Below are 20,145 nucleotides of genomic sequence, written 5' to 3'. Positions count from 1 at the left end.
ATTATGGGGAAATCGTGGTAGTATGAACCTCCTCCCAATGGAGACGGTAAAGCTGGAGGGGTTGCTCCTTACCTTTCACTCGAATCGGGGGCATTTTTTCCAGGGGTAAACTATGGTCGCCCAGTTTCTTAAATGTACTTGCAGAAATCATAATTTCTCCGGCTTGGGCGGCACTACAAATGCGGCTAGCCACGTTCATAGTATCACCAATATGGGCGTATTGAATTAATCGATCAGAACCGATATTTCCGGCGGCTACAGGTCCGGTATTTAAGCCTATGTGAATTTGCAAAGGTTCCGCATAATCCTTTGTCCAGCGTTCGTTCATGCGGCGGACAGCCCATTGCATATCAATGGCTGCTTTAACTGCTCTTTCCACATCATCTTTGCGGGCGTAGGGAGCCCCCCAAACCGCTACTAAAGCATCACCGATATATTTTTCTAAGGTTCCTTGATAGGGGAAAACAATATCCTCTACCATGACTTTAAAGTATTCATTCAACATAGATATTACTTGGCGGGGTTCCAGCCGAGAAGACATTTGGGTAAACCGAGTAATATCAGAAAATAAGGCCGTAACTTCAGCTTCGATAATTTCTAGTTTGCCTTCTTCCCGTAGTTTGCGACTCACCGCCGGAGCAAAAAATCGCTCTAGTTTGTTACGCATTACCGCTTCTTCCTGCATTTTTTGGCGCAGTTCGGCGTTGTCTATCGCAATAGCCGCTTGATTGGCTAAAGTGCTTAAAAACTCCACATCTTCATTAGAATAAACATCAGACATCGATAGATTATCTACATATAAAACCCCAATTACTTTATCTCTGGGTTTGAGAGGAACGCACACGGAAGCATGAATAGCCTGGTAAAGAATTGACTCAGAATCCTGAAAACGCTCGTCTACATGGGCATCTGAAGTTAAGATGGCGTTCCCAGTTTCTAGGACTGTATTAGTAATACTTTTACTATAAAAATATTCATCCTCTAACACTTGAGAACGATAACGAACTGCTTTTTCTTCGAGGGCTTTAGTTCTCTTGTTCACCAATAAAATTGCCGCCCGATCAACCCCCATAATTTTAAACAGTAAATCTAGGATTTTATCAAGTAGTTTATTCGTGGATTCTGGGGATGATAATTGTTTGCTAACATCTAATAATATTTTGAGTTTATCTACGGCTCGCAAATGGGTATCGGATGACCGCAGATTAAGAACTGAGTGACCATCTTGTTCTTCGGGTTCCAATAAATCCTGCATCCCAATCATATCTGAACGGGGAGAAAACTGGGTAACTACAGCCGTGGGCGATCGCTCAACGTGGGGGGACTTTTTCGACGAGGTGACACCGGAGGCGACAAATTTTAACACCACCCTCCCTAAGCGGAGTACATCTCCATCTTTCAGTGGACAATTTTGGATCATGGCTTCATTGACAAAGACATGATTACTGCTGTTGCGATCGCTCACAGTTACCCGGTTGTCCTGAACCTCAATCACCGCGTGTTGTCGGGACAGACTCATATCTGTAATACAGATAGTATTATCCCGGCTACGCCCGATGGTATTGACACCGCGCATTAACTCATAAGTGACCGGACTCGATGTATCGGGGTTATAGATTAGATATGGCACGTTCGCTCAAGTTTAGCCCTAAGATAACATAGTGAAGATCGTCCCTGATGTGGTAGCAGAAAGAATTTATCTGGTTAGATGAGACAATTAAGCACCGGATCTTTTTTTCTCCTGACTCTATGTATCTGAAAACGCTACATCTCCGACAGTTTCGCAACTACGAAGCTCAAGACGTGGCGTTTGATGCTCCCAAAACTATTTTAGTGGGCAACAACGCTCAAGGAAAATCCAATCTACTCGAAGCCGTCGAATTGCTGTCTACCCTCAAAAGTCATCGGGTTAACCGCGATCGCGATCTGGTTTTGGACAATCATGCGATCGCCCAAATTACTGCTACCCTTGAGCGTGATAGTGGTACACTTGACCTGGCTTTGACTTTGAGGAGTCAAGGTCGCCGAACAGTTGCTATCAATGGTCAATCGGTCAAACGTCATCTTGATTTTCTCAGTATCCTTAATGTTGTCCAGTTTTCTAGCCTGGATTTGGATCTTGTGCGCGGTGGTCCGGCTGAACGCCGCCACTGGCTTGATCGGCTTCTGATTCAACTAGAACCAGTTTATGCCTATATGTTAGATCAATATAACCAGGTGTTGCGACAACGTAATGCTTTGTTAAAACGGGGACCCATGGCAGGAACTACCCCCGAAGAATTGGCCGTTTGGGATGCTCAATTGGCAGTGGCTGGGGCGCGGGTACTCCGTCGCCGCGATCGCGTTATTGAAAGGCTCGAACCTTTAGCGCGGATGTGGCATCAAAGTATTAGTGGCAGTAGGGAAACCCTCAATATCACCTATCAGCCTAACATTGAACCCCCTTCTAAACAACAACAGAGGTGGTCTCGGTGGGCTCCTGAACAGGTACAACAGGCATTTTTGACCAAAATTAGCACCAGAGCGATCGCCGAACGTTCTCAAGGGTTGACTCTAGTCGGCCCCCACCGTGATGATGTCATTTTTACCATTAACCAAACTCCCGCCCGCCAATATGGATCATCCGGTCAGCAGCGGACTTTGGTTTTAGCCCTCAAGTTGGCGGAATTGCAACTAATTGAGTCCGTCATCGGTGAACCCCCTTTACTTCTGTTGGACGATGTATTAGCAGAACTTGACCCCCATCGCCAAAATCAGCTTCTACAAGCCATCTCTGAGCGATTTCAAACTCTGATTACTACTACCCATTTAGGCGCTTTTGACCATCAGTGGTTGCAACAAAGCCAAATTCTCATGGTTGAACAAGGCAAAATTACTGATTTTTTCTGATTTTGCCAAATTTGATACCACCCAAAATCAAAATTAGCTGCTAACATATCTATCTAATGTTTTGTAGACCACTATTATCATACTGATTCAACATGAAGCGACTTTCTGTATTAGCATCTGCTATGGCGATCGCCGCCACCGTTTCCTTGGCTGCTACTGCGACTACCGCTTGTGTGTTCAGCAGCAAAGGTCAAGCTACTGAAGGGGCTGCAACTACTAAGTTGACCTCTTTCTGGCATAATATCAGCCTTTTTAAATCCGACTATAAAGCGATCGCTGCCATTGCTGGTGTCACTGGGTTGGCTGCCGCTGGTGGGGCTTATGCCTATCGCCGGATGGCTATTTCTACCCAACACCCAGAAGCCCCTGGCGGTTCCCTTGATCTTAATGATGACATCATTACCGAAAATACTGCGATCGAAGCCGAACAGCCCACAGAATCAGAAGTGGTTGCTATCAAATAACTTGACCTCAATTCCAGTTTAGGACAGTACAATTATGGGGTGTGATTTACTCGCACCCCTTTTTCGCGCCCCTCCATCCTTAATCACCTTGCCCCTCAATCAACCCCTTCATAGTGAAGATTATATCTAAGCTAAAAATCCCCGGAAAAGCTCAATATAAAATTATCACTATCCTGGCATTTTTGATATGTTTAATCATGCCATTATTTTTGCCTTATTTCTGGATTTTACCCCCCCAAAAAAGTTGTGATATAACCATTTATATAACCGGAAATATATTACATACAGATATCTTGGTGCCAGTGCCAACCTCAGTATTTGACTGGCATCAGTTTATCGACTTATCAGAAGTTGGGAGACAAACCTCTGGCAATTATCGATATCTAGCCATGGGTTGGGGCGATCGCCAAGTTTACCTAGAATCTCCCACCTTCGCTGATTTGCAATTAACAACCGCCCTGAAAGCATTATTTATACCTACTCCATCAGTTTTGCGAGTTCAAGTATATCAGACCCTCCCAGTAGCACAAGATTTACAACTCCTTAATATCAGTGAGGATAATTACTTAAAATTGGTCGATTTTCTGCAAAATTCCTTTAAACTTGACTCCGCCGGAAATCCCATCAGAATCGGCTATGGTTATGGTATCAGAGACAGTTTTTATGAAGCCAAAGGTGTTTATTCCATTCTCAGACATTGCAATACATGGATAGCAGAAGCATTACGGACCGCCCGGGTGCAAACCCCACGCCAGCCTAGCTTACCCATTTTGCTACTCAACAAAGCTAGAAGCAGTTGTTAAATTACCTACTTCCTAGGATAGATAAAAGTTAAATGTTGTGCCATTAAGATTATCTTTTGGTTAAAACTAGCGGGTATAATTTTGGGGATGCCTTCAAAAATGCCCCCCTAGGGGAGACTTGGCAAAAAAATATTTTGGTTTCATCTCCGAACAACTATATTTTTTCAGGACTCAAGCTATAATTTCCTCAAGACCAGATGCTAGAGAAAGTGGGTGCAAATTTAAGTCGCCGATGACATCAAGGGAAAATCAAATGTCCGACAATGAAAATGGGTCTATATCAGGTGTATATTTGACCGTTAACGATAGCTTATCCAATAATTCTTGTGATTGTTCTGATTATTCAGAAGTGGAACCGACCAACCATCTGCAAGAGGAACTTGCCGAATTACGTCGTCATGTAGTCCAACTGCAACAGGAAAATCACAGTCTGAGGCAAAAATTACAGCAGCAGAAAATTAATGTGATTGCCAATCAGTCCAATTCCATCAATTGTCACCACCTGTTACAGATGGTAATTGATTATGTTCCTCAAGCCGTTTTTTGGAAAGACTGTAACTCTGTTTACTTGGGATGTAACCGTCAATTTGCGGAGAAAGTCGGATTACAAGACCCCAGAGAAATTGTGGGTAAAACTGATGATGATTTACCTTGGACTCCTCAAGAGGCTAAATTGTATCAGGAATTCGATCGCCAAGTTATATCCTCAAAATCGCCTCAAATCAAAGTCAGAGGAACCCGCCACCTAGTCCAAGGTAAAGAAATTCTGGCCGAAACTACCAAAATTCCCCTTGATAATCACCAGGGAAATATAGTTGGAGTGTTGGGAATATTAGATGATATTAGCGATCGCCTACAACAAGAGGAACTACTCAAACAACGACTCGCAGCCATTGAAGCCAGCACCGACGGTATCGCTTTACAAACTGCCGAGGGAGTATTTACCTATGTTAACCGTGCTTATTTAGAAATGTTCGGCTACAGCCAAGCTGAAGATATTTTAGGCAAAACTTGGCAGGAATTATATGCTCCCGATGAGATAGAATATATCCTGCGAGAAGTCTCTCCCGTCTTTGCGGCTGAAAATGAATGGCAAGGAGAACTCCGTAGTCGTCGCCAAGATGGTAGTTTCTTCATCCAGGAGATGTCTCTAACTAAAAGTGTCGCTGGGGTGGTGTGTATTTGCCGTGATGTTACCGAACGCAAACAGGCTGAAGCTACCTTAATGCTTTATAAACAGGCTGTGGAAAGTTCTAGTGATGCGATCGCTATGGCTGATGCACAGTGGAATCACTTTTATCAAAATCCCGCCTTTTCCGAGATGTTTGGGTGTGAAACCCCAGAAGAATTTAACCAAGTATTTGGGGGGATATCTGGCGCTTATACTGACCCGCAAATTCCCCGACAAATTTTTGCTGCCATTAGCCAAGGCAAAAACTGGGTGGGTGAAGTCGAACACCGTGCTAAAAATAACCGTGTCTTTCAGGTGTTACTGCGCGCTAGTGCTATCAAAGATGGTCGGGGTAATATTTTGGGTGCTGTAGCATCTTTAACTGATATTACAGCCCGGAAAAAAGCCGAAGCCAGCCTGCGGGAAATCACCTCCGATCTTCAGGAAGCCCAGGAATTAGCCCATATTGGCAATTGGGAATTGGATATCGACACTGGGGAACTTACTTGGTCTGATGAGGTATTTAGGATTTTGGGCTTAGACCAGACCTTGGGTATACCTTCCGTAGAACAATGTCTGCAATGCTATCACCCCGAAGATAGACCATTGGTTGAGAAAGCCCTAGCAGAAACTCGCAATAATGGAACTACTTGTCAGGCAGAAGCCAGAATTATCAAGGATGAAAACTCAGTTAGCTATGTTCATATTAAGTTTAAGGCAATTTTAAATCACGATAACCAAATTGTCAGCCTGTTTGGGACGATTATGGATATTACTGAGCGGAAACGGGCGGAAATTCGCCTCCAACAACAGACCGAGAAACTAGAAAAAGCCTTAGCTAAACTCAAACGCACCCAAACCCAACTAATTCAGAGTGAGAAAATGTCTGGCTTAGGACAAATGGTCGCGGGGGTGGCTCATGAAATTAATAATCCCGTGGGATTTATTGTTGGTAATGTCTCTCACCTGGAAGAATATACCCAGGATTTACTGTTGGTTATTGAATCCTATCGACAATATTATACAGAACCACCATTGGCAATTACAGAATTAATCGAAGAGATTGATCTCAATTTTTTAATTACTGATATTCCTCAGTTGATTAATTCCATTCAGAATGGCGCTAGAAGGATTCAGGAAATTGTTAACTCCCTGCAAAGTTTTTCCCGATTGAATGAGTCGGCAATTAAGGAAATAGACCTTCATCAGGGGATTGATAGCACTTTGATGGTCTTGAAAAGTCGCCTCAGACCCTTACCGGGAGAGCGGGAAATTGTGGTGATTAAAAATTACGGTTATTTGCCTAAAGTTGAGTGCTATGCTGGCCAGATAAATCAGGTGTTTTTGCATATATTTAATAATGCTATTGATGCCGTAAAAAGCCCCGAATGTCAGCAATCTGCTAAGGAACCTACACTGACAATTACTACTGGTTTAACTAAAAATAACCTGGCATTTATTCGCATTGCTGATAATGGAGTGGGTATACCTGAAGAGTTGCGATCACGCATTTTTGACCCATTCTTTACCACTAAGCCTGTGGGTCAGGGGACTGGGTTGGGTCTGTCCGTTAGCTATCAAATTGTCGTCGATTTGCACAAAGGGAAGTTAAACTGCATATCAGAACCCGGTGTCGGTTCAGAGTTTTGTATTCAGATCCCCATACATAGCCACGAGAACACCTAGCACCTTCACCTAGCACCTTCAGCAATTATAGCCTAGCCGGGGAGTTTGGGCAGTTCCGCATCCCTCCGGCTAATGGCTAGAGTATCTTAAACACGGGCCATTACCCCCAACTTTAACATATTCAGATGCAAAATTGGGTTTTTGATCACATAATCTTCACAATTGCTGTTTATATTTGGTAGATAGTTGTAATGGAGGTCATTCAGTAACCGACTCTGGGGGAACTAAAAGCCTGATGGCTGGTTACCGGACTGTTATGGGAGTGGTTAGTAAAACCCATTGGTCAATACCCTGGGGTCGTGGAGTCGATAATTGGGTGGTTCGGAGTAATATAAATGATTTTCTCAATCCCCCCCTCTCCCTGTTACCTATTCCTGAGCTTCTGTGTTGATGGGATTGTGTGAAATTATCAAACTAGATTTATCGGATTGAATCGGTGTCGCACTATTCCTAGTTAATACACTGTGGGGACAAAATTATGATATTTGATATTTTATGGGTGGAAGAAAACCAGGATTTTAACTCTACTTTAGAGGATGCGATCGCCTTGGAGCAGTTTAATATTATCTGTGCAGAAGGCGGGAACTGGGCGGTGCAAATCGCTAAAGAAATCAAACCGCATCTCATTATCAGTAGTTTAAATTTGAGCGATCGCAATACCTATAGATTTATTCATCGGCTACAGCAGAATCAGAAAACCGCTGATATTCCCGTCATCCTAATTCAATCAGAATCGGCGGTTAGTTCTCGCTCCCTGGGTTTTCAATTGGCACGAAATCATTATGTGACTACTGCGAAAAACGTCAATAATTTGATTAAAACCATCTTTAATGACCTGAGCAGAAAAACCGCATCTCGCTCAATTTTTATGCCCTACGTGGCTTAATCTCATTTCACATAAAAATCTTAATCGGGAAACCGGAAACCGGATCGGCACTTGGTCGGTTAAAATGTAAGGACGGCAACCGGACTTCCTAAATATGACGATTATATTAACTAATGATGATGGAATTGATGCACCTGGAATTAAAGCCTTATCGGCCGCTGTAAAGAGTCCCTGTCTTTGGGTCGCTCCCCGCGATCACCTTTCCGGCTGTGGTCATCAGGTCACCACGGCTACCCCCATTAATATATCACGCCTTTCTCCCACTCATTATGCGATCGCTGGAACTCCTGCCGATTGTGTTCGCCTGGCCATTAGCCATTTATGTCCAGATTTGTCCTGGGTTCTCTCAGGGATTAATGCCGGGGGTAATTTAGGTGTTGATACCTACATATCTGGGACTGTAGCCGCTGTTAGAGAAGCCGCTATACATGGCATTCCGGCTATTGCTATTTCTCAGTATCGAAAAGGCGGTAAACCAGCCGACTGGGAACGCGCGACTCGCCTCACCCAAGCCGTCTTGGAAAACCTGCTTAATCAACCTTGTTTACCGCGCAGTTTCTGGAATGTCAATCTCCCCTATCTACAGCCAGAAGAACCAGACCCGGAAATGGTCTTCTGTACTCCCTCCTGTGACCCGCTTCCGGCTAAATATCAGGTGAATGGGGAACAATACCAATATATCGGAGATTATGGTCAACGCGATCGCACCCCTGGTACAGATGTAGATGTTTGTTTCAGCGGCAAAATTGCTATTAGTCAAATTTTCCTCTAAGCCACAGGGGTTTCTGGTACTCTCAATCTCTCCTGTCTACTATCTGTGACAATTCTTAACACTATTTTTAAGCAAATAGGTTTAAGGTAGAAAATCGGGCGGTATAATCAGCCGTTTCCCCAAGATAATACATCTGCTGTAAAATCTCGTTAACAGATCAAATAAATTTACTATGAGTGTTAATCTAGCCACCCAGTTGCGGGAAGGAACCAAAAAGTCCCACACCATGGCGGAAAATGTGGGTTTTATCAAATGCTTTTTAAGAGGGACAGTTGAGAAAACCTCCTATCGGAAATTAGCCGGGAATCTCTACTTTGTCTATACGGCAATGGAAGAGGAAATGGATCGCCATAAAAATCACCCCGTCCTCTCGAAACTATATTTTCCTGAGTTAAACCGCAAGTCTGCTATTGAGCAGGATTTATTGTTCTACTATGGTAGCAACTGGCGGGAGGAAGTTCAGCCTTCCGAAGCGGCTCAGACTTATGTGGCTAGAATTAGAGAGATTTCTGAGCAAGATCCGGTTTTGTTGATTTCTCACCTGTACACCCGTTATTTGGGAGACCTTTCGGGGGGACAAATCCTGAAAGGTATTGCTCAAACAGCGATGAATTTATCGGACGGTCAAGGAACTCAGTTTTATGAGTTTGACGAAATTCCTGATGAGAAGGAATTTAAGAACAATTACCGTCAGATCATGAATGATTTGCCGATTGACCAGGAAACAGCCGATCGCATTGTGGAGGAAGCTAATGCGGCTTTCGGAATGAACATGAAAATGTTTAATGAACTCGAAGGCAATTTGGTAAAAGCGATCGGAATTATGCTATTTAATAGCTTAACTCGCCGACGCGGTAAAGGTTCCACAGAACTAGCGACCGCTACTGACTCGGTGAACTAACGCCATAAGCAGGGGTGGGGTAAACTCTGAGTTAAACCCCTTCCCCTTTTAAGGCTCGATCGCACTGTTGATACAAGTGCTGTAGACTGCCACCATTGTCTATGATCACATCCGCGCGATCGCATTTTTCGCTCAAAGGCATTTGGCTATCAATTCTAGCTTGGATCTGTGTAGGAGTTAGGGAAGATCCATGTCGCTGGATAAGTCGCTGTTTTTGGGTAGACGGTGAACAGTACACCACCCAAATTTCCGTGACTAAATCAGTCATATTCGCTTCAAATAACAGAGGAATGGCTAAAACCGCCGTAGCTTCTGCTAAATGAGACTGTTTTTCTAGTTCTTGGCGTTTTTCCAGGAAGCGATCGCGCACAAAAGGATGGATTTGGCTTTCTACCCATTGCCTTTCCGTTAAGCTATTAAAGATAATATCCCCCAACTTGCCTCGATTTAAGCTACCATCGGAGTAGAGTAAATCTGAGCCGTAGCGAACCGCCAAAGTATTGAGAACAGGTGAGTTAGGCTCTACCGCTAGGCGAGAATAAATGTCCGCATCCCATATCGGTAGTTTATGGGTAGCAGCCAAATAGTTAGAAACAGTGGTTTTCCCCGTACCAATACCGCCTGTCAAGCCAATTAACCGCATGAGTGAGTCAATCAAATACTACAACTACCACTACAGAAGTGAGAATGGGGTGCGAAAAGGGAGGATCTCATAAACTTGTAACCAGTTAGGGAAGGGGAGCAGATAATTATGAACCCAGTACACCATATGCAGTTAGTGCTGATCCCGGTTTCCTGTGCCAGTTTGATGGTTCTGGATATCCTCTCCATTATACCACAAAACTTTTTCGATATCCGGTATAACAGAGCGATCGCTCAACCAATTGTACCCGAACCCAACAGCACCAACACCATTACCCATCAACAGGGAAACCAGACCAACATCACTGGGGGACAACTTTCGGGAAATGGGAGTAATCTGTTCCACAGTTTTACCCACTTTAACGTAGAATCCGGCGCTGTGGCGAACTTTATTGCCACTCCCGAAATCCAAAACATCCTCACCCGTGTGGTGGGTGGGGATGCTTCCCGCATTAACGGACTTTTGCAGGTCACAGGCGGCGCTTCTAACCTGTTTTTAATCAACCCAGCCGGGATTTTATTCGGTGCGGGTGCGCGGTTAGATGTTCCAGGTTCCTTTACCGCTACTACGGCTTCTGGTATCGGTTTTGGCGATCGCTGGATGAGTGCGATCGGTGCAAATGATTATAGCACCCTAGTCGGCACTCCCAACGCCTTCGCCTTTGGGACTAATCCTGGTAGCATTGTCAACGCCGGAGAACTCGCCGTTACCCAGGGAGAACAAATCACCCTACTGGGGGGAACTGTCATCAATACCGGGTCACTGGTAGCTCCTGGGGGAGAAATTACCATGGCGGCGGTCGAAGGTGAAAATATCCTCCGCATTTCCCAAGCCGGACACCTTCTCAGTTTAGAAGTTAGTCCAGCCGCCTCCCCTGATGGATTATCAACTAATCTTACCCCCCTATCCTTGCCGGAACTACTCACCGGAGGGGACGAAAATTATGCCACCGGAGTCAATATTTTAGCTGATGGTCGCATACAACTAACTGGTTCTAATACCCCCATTACTCCTAATCCTGGAGTTGTGGCTGTGTCGGGAACCATCGACACCGACTCCACTATTTTTAACCATTCCCCCCAGATTAACATTTTTGGCGATCGCATCGGAATTTGGGGTGCGAATATCAGCGCCTCCGCACCAGATAACGGCGGTACAATTAGAATTGGAGGTGATTACCTCGGACAGGGTACTGTTCCTAATGCCATCTATACCCTCATCGATGATAATTCTACCCTAGCAGCCAACGCCACCACTAACGGAGATGGCGGCAGGATTATTATTTGGTCTGACGGACATACCCAATTTTCCGGCAATATTTCCGCACAAGGACAACACCAGGGAGGGTTTGTAGAAATCTCCGGTCTCGAAACTCTCAGCGTTGATGGTAGTGTCAATTTGCGCGGCGGAGATGGTAACTTAGGAACCCTACTTTTAGACCCTTTAAATATCAGGATTGTAGACTCCGAAGCCTCTCCCAATAATAATATCGACTTTGATGGTGTAGTCACCGCTGACCAAGGACCAGCAGAATATACCCTCTCCCAAACTACCTTGGAAAATTTAGCCGCTGATGCTGATATTACTCTGGAAGCACGAAATGATATTCGCATCGACCAGTTATCTAACCAAAAACTCGACTTGAGAACTACCACCGGAACCGTGACTTTCCGCGCTGATGCTAACGGAGATGGTCAGGGTTCTTTTATCATGCACAGTGGCGATACTATCTTAACTAGAGGTGGTAATCTCAATATTTTTGGTGTCAATATTGCTACCGGGAATATTAGAACCAGTGGCGGAGATGTTAATCTAACTGCTAGTGGTATTGGTCAGATTAATACCGGGGTTATATCTACTGCTAATAGTGATAATATGGGCGGTGATATTACTCTCCGTAGTAGCCAGGGTTCAATTACTACTAATAATCTGCAAACCGACGGGAGATTTTCCGGCGGGAATATTACTATTAATAGTGGTCGGCAAATTTTCACCGGTCCCCTATCTTCCCAGGCGACTGATACAACCGGAGTCGGGGGAAATATCCAACTAGAAGCCAGTCGGGAGATTTTTTTAGAGGGTATCAATACTTCTGGCTTTCGGGGTGGTGGTGATGTGTCTATTATTAGCCAGGGTAGTCGGATTATTATGGATGATACTAATAATCGGACGAGACCATCTCGGATTATTACCTCCTCCGTTAGGGGTGAGGGAGGCGATGTCTTGATTACCACTAGCGAGAGTATTGATTTAGGTGCGATCGACTCGCGCGGACGGCAATCTGGTGGTAATATTACTTTGGATGCTGGTATAGAAATTAGTGTGGGTGCTATCTCCACCGGGGTTTGGGATGGTCTACTATCTCCTGATACTACAGGGGGTAATATTATGTTGACGGGAGATACTATTAATCTTAATGGTGGTCTTTCCGGGAGTGGGTCTCTATTATTACAACCTGCTTCACCAACCCAAGATATTAGGTTAGGTAGAAACTCGGGACTCTCTGCTAACTCTTCGCCAACAGGAGACCCTTTATCTCTGAATTTTAACAGCTTGGAATTGTCACAAATTACTAGGGGGTTTTCCGAGATTATTATTGGTAGGTCTGATTCTCAGGGGACTATTTATATTGAGGGAGATCTCAGGTTTCAAGACCCCGTGATGATGCGATCGCCTCAAGGTAGAATTATCGCCACTGGTGATGAAAGTTTACCCACCATTAGAGGTGTAGGGAATTCTAGCTTAACCTTACAGGCGGAAAATGAGATTATTCTCGGAAATCTCGTGACAGAAGGCGGAGATATTCGCGTAGTTAGTCAATCGGATATCATCCAAATAGAAGGAATCCACACCCTCCAAAATGGGTCTAATCAAGGCAATATTTTATTACGAGGTTCCGAAATTAATTTAGTCGGCGGTTCTAATTCAGTTCGTGGTAGCGGTTCTTTAGGATTAGAACCCAGCAATTCCGGTCAAATAATGACTTTGGGAAGTGAGGAAAATACCACTGGTTTAGATATCAAGTTATCAGATATAGACGCTTTAGCGCCGGGGTTTGAAAGGATTATTATTGGTAGTCCTGATGGAAATAGTATCATAGAAATAGCCCAAGATATCACCTTTACCAGTCCCGTTTTATTACAATCTTCCGGTGATTTAGGTCAAATTCTAGCGGCGGGAAATATTACCGGAATTGGTGATGCTTCCATCTCCTTACAAGCTGATGGTGATATTCGCATTCGTGACATTAATACCAGTGGCTTAAATATAGACATTAATAGTGCTAGAGGTGAGGTTATTACCGGGAATTTGCAGTCGGGAGGTAATATTAATATACGGTCTCAAGGGAATATTCAGACCGGAGAACTTCGCTCTAATGCAAGTTTAGATAATCTGGCTTTTCGGACAATTGACCTCAGCAGTCAGCGGGGACAAATTACAGTTGATGGCAATATTTTGGGGGATGCAACCTTTTTAAGTCTCGTAGGTCGGGATGATATCCAAACCGGAAATATCACCGCCGGACGTGGTATGAGTTTAAATAGCGATCGCGGAACCATTACCACCGGAAATCTGCAAATAGCATCCCCTGATAGCCTCGACAGTAGCATTAATATCACCGCCTTGGGAAATATTAACACAGGTGATATCAGCACCGCTACAGACGCAGGAACAGGCGCAAATATTACCATTACTAGCAGCCAAGGAGGAGTGCAAAGCCGTAATCTTAACACCTCCGGTTCCACCGCCGGAGGGTCTATAGAAGTACAAGCACCAGACAACATTTTTCTAGGTGCTATTAACACCAATTCCTCCCAGGGAAATGCGGGTTCCGTCCGGCTAACTAGCGATAATGATATTCAAGTATCCCTAATTAATACAGAAGCCGAATTGCGGGGAGGTTCCCTAATAATTGACACCTCTCGATTTTTCCGAGTTACAGATACCTTTGAAGCCATGAATGGTGTAGAAGCCAGTATCTCTACTATCGGTTCAACAAGTAGCGGGACAATTAGATTACCCGCTTTTTCCACCCCTCTAGTTATTGGTGATTCTAGTCAAAATGGGACGGCTGGAGCCATTACTGATGGTCAATTAACCGCTGGTGCAGATACTACAATTATCGGCAATAATTTTGAGCCTAACTCAATTAGACAAACCCCCATTAACCAAACCATTACAACCGAGAATGAAAATTTATCTGATGTAGAAACCACCGCATCTTCTGTTTCTAGTATCCCCGAAAATTTAAGTAACAATAACTCTAACGCCTCCGACAGTGATCAGAATATCTCCGGTAATTCCAATCATGATGCAGAGTCACCCCTAATTAATTCCAACACCGAAGCCAACCCCGACATAGACCGGGCTGGAGACCTCGTAATTCAGGTAGAACCAACCACCGTACCTACTGACCAAATGGCTCGTTCTCCCTTAGTTTCCTCCGTGTTGCAAATTGATTTATTCCGAGGTCGTGAATTTATCAACTATTTCGGCAATAATCTCAATAAAAACACCGTTGATGACCAAAGTATCCGTCAAACCCTCAGCGATATTGTCCGTATCACCAACTACAAACCCGCGATTATTTATGTATCCATACAACCCCAGCAACTAGAATTAAGATTACTTTTACCCAATGGGGAACCAGTCTTTAAAAGCGTTGCAGTTAATCGTGAGGAACTCCTACAAGTAGCGCGGGAATTTAGCCATCAAATTCGCACCCCCCAAAATTTCCAAGATACTCAGTATAAAGAATCAGGACAACAATTATATAATTGGTTAATTGAACCCATCAAACAGGAGTTAGAAAAACATGGCATTGATATCCTAATTTTCTCAATGGATGCTGGTTTGCGTACCCTCCCCCTAGCCGCATTATATGACGGGGAACAGTTCCTAATAGAACACTATAGCCTCAGTCTGATTCCTAGCCTCAGCCTCACTGATACCAGTTATGTTAACCTGCAAAATGCTAGAGTTTTGGCTATGGGTGCTTCTGAGTTTCCTAATTCTCACCTACAACCTTTACCAGCAGTTCCCCTAGAATTAGATTTAATTGTTGGTGAAAAAATGTGGCCGGGTAAGTCCTTTTTAAATGAAGAATTTACCATAGCTAATCTTAAATACCAAAGGGAACAGGCGGAATATCAAATTATTCATTTAGCGACTCATGGAGAATTTGTGTCCGGGGGTGCTGACCGTTCTTATATCCAATTTTGGGACCAAAAGTTATGGTTAAATCAACTGCGAGAGTTACGACTAAATCAACCTCCGGTAGAATTATTGGTATTGAGTGCTTGTACTACGGCTGTGGGGGATGAAAAAGCGGAATTGGGATTTGCTGGACTAGCTGTTCAAGCTGGGGTGAAGTCGGCTATGGCAAGTTTATGGTATGTTAGTGATGCGGGAACTTTGGGATTAATGACGACATTCTATAATGCTCTAACTGCTACTCCCATTAAAGCAGAAGCCCTCCGACAGTCTCAATTGGCGATGTTAAACGGTCAGGTACGTTTAGAAAATGGCTACCTACTTAGTGAGGCTAACATCAGCACTCGTCGCGGCGCGATATCGACTCCAGTCCCCCAAGAATTAGCCAGACAAAACCCGGTTGATTTATCTCATCCTTTTTACTGGGCTGGGTTTACTCTTATTGGTAGCCCTTGGTAATAATATATAGTAGGCTGCATCAGAACAGCCCACACCGATAAAAACCGGATAACTGACGCACCAGCTATAATCATCGCCTTTTGGTTAAATTTAATAAGTAGCCTAGAATACAGACATCAACTCAAAACTATATTAGCTATGCCTAAGTCAAAAAGCGATCGCATTAATCCCAAAAATCTCGACCCAGAACTTTATGAGCGTCTGAAAGCAGAGTCCAAAGCACCCTATCGAGGACTGCGACAGTTTATATATGTATCCTTCGCCGCCTCTGGATTAATTGGGGCGGTAGTATTTTTGGCTCAACTCCTGTCAGGAAGGGATGTAGCCACCGCCTTACCCAACTTTGCGCTTCAGGTGGGGGTCGTAGCCTTAATGGTGTGGCTGTTTCGCCTGGAGCAGCGATCGCCCAAATCCAAGTAACAAAACTTCATGTCCCTAAACAAAAATACATATTTCGCAAACAACCGACAAAAAAATAAAGAAAATATTACGAAATTTGAGATTTTGTTATGGTACCTGTCATAATAATAACATAAGCTCAATTGGGGTCAGCCCAAATAAAGGCCCTAAATATAAATACCCGTTTTCGTTCAATTGGGGTCAGCCATAGCAGGAACCAAGGACTAAAGCAGGTATTAACCCATGGTTGAGCTGCTCAAGCACTTGTTAACTCCTGTTTCTGATAAAGACCCTAAACATATCAAATCCAAAGCCAGCTACCCAATTGGGTAGCTGGCTATTTTAACCCCCACAGGTCTAGGGAGAGTGAAACCCGCCCCTAGAGAGGGCTACTCACCAAATAGGGAGAGTTAATCGCCTGAACCTTCCCGGCGTTGACTAAAGCCTGATAGACAAATGCTGCTACATCGGCGCGGGTGGCCACACGATTGGGATTGAGTTGGCTTTGGTTAGGATAGTTAACCACCAAATTTCCGGTTGTGGCTCCCGCAACAGAGGGAAGCGCCCAAGCCGGGATCTCGCCCGCATCTTGATAGATGGAGAGGACATCGAGATTGTCCGACTGGTAGCCAAGTCCTTGAGCCAAACCCACAATGCTTTGAATGCGGGTAATGGGGTCATTGGGTCGAAACTGACCGTCAGGAAATCCGGAAATAAACCCACCTTGATAGGCGGATTGAATGGCTTGATAACCCCAGAAGGTGCTGGGAACATCAGGGAATTGAGATCCTGATTGTTGGGCGGCGGGGGTAAAAGCATTTTTGACGATCGCCGCAAACTGTACCCTGGTGACTGGCTCATCAGGACGGAAAGAACCATCCTCAAATCCTGACATAATCCCCAGGCTAACTAATGCTTCCATATAGGACTGCGCCCAATGTCCTTGTAGGTCAGAAATAGTGCCAACTTCCAGACCCAAGTTAGGGGGGGTCACAGCCGCCAGTACATATTCAACGAGTCCATAAATGCGGCTTTCGTCGATTTCATTACCTACTGCAGAGATGCTGTTACCTCGGGTGGCATTATATAAATCGTAGCGCTGGTTATTGCGGATCAGGTTCTGACCCGGATCCCCTGCTGTTCCTAGGTTGGGTTGTGCAGTAGCGATCGCCACAATACCATCACGCTGATTATTTTCGATCAAGTTATTGCGTAAAATCGGTTTAGCCGTATGGGAAATCATCACCCCGTCCCGGTTGTCCACAATCTGGTTTTCCACAATTTTCGGGGCGGAATCATCATTAATCGAAATACCAAAACCAGTATTTTGAAAGAGATTTCCCCTAATTAGTCCACCACCAGAACGAGCCACCGAAATACCATTACCATCATTTTGGGCAAAAATATTGTTAGTAATGGTGGCGTTACCTTCAGCACTGATAAAAACCCCATCCCGTTTGCTATTGACAAAGGTTGAGTTACTGATGGTCGGGTTAGACGATTCAACCCATATCCCAGTCCCTCTGGTGTTGGGGTTGGTAATGGTCACTCCCAAAATTTGAGGGTCTCCCAAGGTTCTGATAGTCGCATTTTGACGAGCCAGACTGGGACTGACAAAATTACCCCCACCAATAATCAGCACATTCCGACCATTATTAGACTGATCACCCAGTAGGATAACCCCTGGTTGGATGTTAATCGGAAATGCCTCCCCCGTGTCTGGGCTATAGGTTCCCGGAGCCAACTTAATAGTCGTGCCGGCGGTAGCCCTGGACATAGCATAAGTGATGGTACGGAAAGGAGCCGCTTGAGAACCGGTTACCGTGTCGTTATCCGTTCCCGTGGAGGAGTTAACGTAGATGATTTGGGCTTGTACTAGGTATTCTGGGGAGTTTTGGGAGGTTGGTAATTCATTGGCGATCGCTTTAGGAGTTATGGCTAAATCGGCGATCGCAGCTAGTACCAACGGCGTAGCTAGTAAACTCATACCCCGCCGCCAAAACCCAAAAGCCTTCGGGCTGGGTGTATGATCGCCGTAGGGAGTTTTGCTGGTGAGAAAATACTTATCTTTCATGTAATCGACTTAATATTGGGGATTTATATGCAACCATAGCCAGGTAACTCGAATCGGAAAACCGATATAAAGTTCCATATACCTAGGCACTGGGGACAAAATTTTGAACATCTCTGAGAATTTTAGCTGATGCCGACAACAACTGAGGAAATCGGGGACTTTTATTTTAACTTCCTCAAAGCCGCTATCCCCCAACTGATAGGGATTTAACCATTTTCTCGAAATTTATGGAGGCGATCGGCCAATTTAGGCAAAAATTTTTGGAACCATCTGCCAACCCCCTCCGTCATTTTTGTAAGTATCAGCGCTCTACTTGGCCCATTACTGACCGTGCGATCCAAAATAAGCCCCAGGGCATAACCAACTTGCCCTACTTAAAAGGAGACAGTTGGCCATTTCTTAGAACCCAAGCAATTACAAACCTCAAAAATGTAGTGTTTGTAACTGTTCGTGTATCGGGTGTTTAGAGGAGTTTCTAGTTAAAATTGGTTCAGCCATTGCCAGGGTAACGATTATCTGTTAAGCTAGTTGTGATTTTTTGCGATCTCCCTATAATGTTGGAGGAATTCTCTTAAATCATAGTTTGAGCGGTAATATCGGCAAAAAACCCCATCTAGTTCTAACAGACTTTTCCCGTCTTTTCCTATCACAAATAGGGAAAGAGATTCCGGGTTTTGCTGGCATGGTTCAGGAATACTAAGTGTCAAAACTGGTTTGCCAAATCATCAGCTTTAGCCAAATTACCGTAAAATTACCCTAAATTTATCGGCAAACCTACCGAATATCCAGACTGCTATTGTAGAATCCCAATTGTCGAAAATTATTCATTTGTCCAACATTCGTGAGGAGCACTTATGTCACAGGTAGTTGACCCCACCGAGTTTCAAGTCATTTTTACAGCCAACGGAGCCGTTATAGTTGGTAATCCCAACCAATCTAACCGCATTCGGGGAACCGCAGATGCTATTCGCATGCAGGGTGGCGATCTCGCAGATACCCTAACCGCTGGTGACAACCCCAACATGGTTATCTACGGCTTCGGCGGTAATGACTCAATAATTGGTGGCGAAGGCGACAACGAACTATATGGTAACCAAGGAAACGACACCATCTATGGCATAGCAGGTAATAACCTAATCTATGGCGGTCAAGGTGATGACCTAATCTATGGTGGTGATGGTAATAACAGCCTATCCGGTGACAAAGGTAACGATACCCTAGTCGGCGGTACTGGTAATGACATCATACGTGGTGGTGATGGAGAAGATTTAATCTATGGTGGCGGTGGTAATAACCTACTATTTGGGGAAAAAGGCAACGATACCATCATAGGTGGCCCCGGTAATGACACCATATACGGTGGTCAAGGTGATGACCTCATCCAGGGTGGCGATGGTAATGACTTCCTAGCCGGCGACAAAGGCAACGACACCCTAACAGGTGGTGCTGGTGCTGATACCTTTGCTATCACTGCTAATGCTAACCTAACCCGTGATGTCATTACCGACTTCAATAGTGCCGAGGGAGACATAATTGCCCTACGCGCTGGTGCCGGATATGACTTAAACTCCTTCCAGACTGTAGCCACTGCCGCAGACGCTGGTGGGTTAAGCGGTTTAGTGTACATCCAAAGCACAGGCGTTTTACTATTCAACGGCGAAGAAATAGCCGAATTCTTCGGTACTCCAGATATTACAGCTTCCGATTTCGAGCTATTCTAAGGTTAAAATCCTTGGCGTAGGAGTTAAGTCGTATTGCTTCCATTTTGGGAATAGCAGATTGCT

General features: G+C 44.5%; 13 protein-coding genes. 10 read left to right on the top strand and 3 right to left on the bottom strand.

Going from position 1 to position 20,145, the window contains the following annotated elements:
* Position 1: 1 nt before the first annotated feature.
* Positions 2–1,630: an adenylate/guanylate cyclase domain-containing protein gene (locus NLZ44_RS22430; protein ID WP_493751219.1), complete on the bottom strand. Its 1,629-nt coding sequence runs from the start codon at positions 1,628–1,630 to the stop codon at positions 2–4.
* A 119-nt stretch (positions 1,631–1,749) separates the two neighbouring features.
* On the opposite strand from NLZ44_RS22430, the gene recF reads away from it, so the two are divergent.
* The 7 genes from recF (at position 1,750) to NLZ44_RS22395 (ending at position 9,572) form a co-directional block, all read left to right on the top strand.
* The gene (gene recF / locus NLZ44_RS22425) at positions 1,750–2,889 is read left to right on the top strand and encodes a DNA replication/repair protein RecF (RefSeq protein WP_493751218.1); all 1,140 of its coding nucleotides are present in this window, start codon (positions 1,750–1,752) and stop codon (positions 2,887–2,889) included.
* Positions 2,890–2,981: 92 nt separating this feature from the next.
* A complete protein-coding gene (locus tag NLZ44_RS22420) occupies positions 2,982–3,353 on the top strand; it encodes a hypothetical protein (protein WP_493751217.1) in 372 nt (123 codons plus the stop codon).
* Between the two features lie 197 nt (positions 3,354–3,550).
* Positions 3,551–4,156, top strand: coding sequence for a TIGR02117 family protein (locus NLZ44_RS22415; RefSeq protein WP_493751216.1), 606 nt, complete (start codon positions 3,551–3,553; stop codon positions 4,154–4,156).
* Positions 4,157–4,409: 253 nt separating this feature from the next.
* Positions 4,410–7,013 carry a PAS domain S-box protein gene (locus tag NLZ44_RS22410; protein WP_493751215.1) on the top strand — a complete coding sequence of 868 codons (2,604 nt, stop codon included), beginning with the start codon at positions 4,410–4,412 and terminating at the stop codon, positions 7,011–7,013.
* Between the two features lie 478 nt (positions 7,014–7,491).
* The gene (locus NLZ44_RS22405; RefSeq protein WP_493751214.1) at positions 7,492–7,899 is read left to right on the top strand and encodes a response regulator; all 408 of its coding nucleotides are present in this window, start codon (positions 7,492–7,494) and stop codon (positions 7,897–7,899) included.
* A 94-nt stretch (positions 7,900–7,993) separates the two neighbouring features.
* The gene (gene surE, locus NLZ44_RS22400) at positions 7,994–8,671 is read left to right on the top strand and encodes a 5'/3'-nucleotidase SurE (protein WP_493751213.1); all 678 of its coding nucleotides are present in this window, start codon (positions 7,994–7,996) and stop codon (positions 8,669–8,671) included.
* 172 nt (positions 8,672–8,843) lie between these two features.
* A complete protein-coding gene (locus tag NLZ44_RS22395) occupies positions 8,844–9,572 on the top strand; it encodes a biliverdin-producing heme oxygenase (protein ID WP_006621891.1) in 729 nt (242 codons plus the stop codon).
* Positions 9,573–9,603: 31 nt separating this feature from the next.
* On the opposite strand, the gene coaE is transcribed toward NLZ44_RS22395, so the two are convergent.
* Positions 9,604–10,215, bottom strand: a complete 612-nt coding sequence (coaE, locus tag NLZ44_RS22390) for a dephospho-CoA kinase (RefSeq protein WP_493753060.1) — start codon at positions 10,213–10,215, stop codon at positions 9,604–9,606.
* A 108-nt stretch (positions 10,216–10,323) separates the two neighbouring features.
* Between coaE and NLZ44_RS22385 the strand changes: the two genes are divergently transcribed.
* Together NLZ44_RS22385 and NLZ44_RS22380 are read left to right on the top strand one after the other, a co-directional pair.
* Complete coding sequence (locus NLZ44_RS22385) at positions 10,324–15,888, top strand: CHAT domain-containing protein (protein WP_493751212.1); 5,565 nt, start codon at positions 10,324–10,326, stop codon at positions 15,886–15,888.
* 138 nt (positions 15,889–16,026) lie between these two features.
* On the top strand, positions 16,027–16,308 hold the full coding sequence (locus NLZ44_RS22380; RefSeq protein WP_111892482.1) for a DUF3493 domain-containing protein: 282 nt from the start codon (positions 16,027–16,029) through the stop codon (positions 16,306–16,308).
* A gap of 358 nt (positions 16,309–16,666) precedes the next feature.
* Here the strand turns inward: NLZ44_RS22380 and NLZ44_RS22375 are convergent, their stop codons facing one another.
* Positions 16,667–18,361: a DUF1565 domain-containing protein gene (locus NLZ44_RS22375; protein WP_493751211.1), complete on the bottom strand. Its 1,695-nt coding sequence runs from the start codon at positions 18,359–18,361 to the stop codon at positions 16,667–16,669.
* An 854-nt stretch (positions 18,362–19,215) separates the two neighbouring features.
* On the opposite strand from NLZ44_RS22375, the gene NLZ44_RS22370 reads away from it, so the two are divergent.
* On the top strand, positions 19,216–20,082 hold the full coding sequence (locus tag NLZ44_RS22370; protein ID WP_493751210.1) for a calcium-binding protein: 867 nt from the start codon (positions 19,216–19,218) through the stop codon (positions 20,080–20,082).
* Positions 20,083–20,145 lie beyond the last annotated feature (63 nt).

This window comes from Arthrospira sp. PCC 9901, assembly GCF_059013425.1.
The sequence above is the reverse complement of the archived record's forward strand: the minus strand, read 5'-3'. Positions and strand labels throughout refer to the sequence as shown.

Bases quoted from the DNA above. Each gene is read 5' to 3' on its own strand.
- NLZ44_RS22405 (WP_493751214.1), top strand. From the start codon at position 7,492: ATGATATTTGATATTTTATGGGTGGAAGAAAACCAGGATTTTAACTCT.
- coaE (WP_493753060.1), bottom strand. From the start codon at position 10,215: ATGCGGTTAATTGGCTTGACAGGCGGTATTGGTACGGGGAAAACCACT.
- recF (WP_493751218.1), top strand. From the start codon at position 1,750: ATGTATCTGAAAACGCTACATCTCCGACAGTTTCGCAACTACGAAGCT.
- NLZ44_RS22410 (WP_493751215.1), top strand. From the start codon at position 4,410: ATGTCCGACAATGAAAATGGGTCTATATCAGGTGTATATTTGACCGTT.
- NLZ44_RS22370 (WP_493751210.1), top strand. From the start codon at position 19,216: ATGTCACAGGTAGTTGACCCCACCGAGTTTCAAGTCATTTTTACAGCC.
- NLZ44_RS22380 (WP_111892482.1), top strand. From the start codon at position 16,027: ATGCCTAAGTCAAAAAGCGATCGCATTAATCCCAAAAATCTCGACCCA.
- surE (WP_493751213.1), top strand. From the start codon at position 7,994: ATGACGATTATATTAACTAATGATGATGGAATTGATGCACCTGGAATT.
- NLZ44_RS22395 (WP_006621891.1), top strand. From the start codon at position 8,844: ATGAGTGTTAATCTAGCCACCCAGTTGCGGGAAGGAACCAAAAAGTCC.
- NLZ44_RS22385 (WP_493751212.1), top strand. From the start codon at position 10,324: ATGAACCCAGTACACCATATGCAGTTAGTGCTGATCCCGGTTTCCTGT.
- NLZ44_RS22375 (WP_493751211.1), bottom strand. From the start codon at position 18,361: ATGAAAGATAAGTATTTTCTCACCAGCAAAACTCCCTACGGCGATCAT.
- NLZ44_RS22420 (WP_493751217.1), top strand. From the start codon at position 2,982: ATGAAGCGACTTTCTGTATTAGCATCTGCTATGGCGATCGCCGCCACC.
- NLZ44_RS22415 (WP_493751216.1), top strand. From the start codon at position 3,551: ATGCCATTATTTTTGCCTTATTTCTGGATTTTACCCCCCCAAAAAAGT.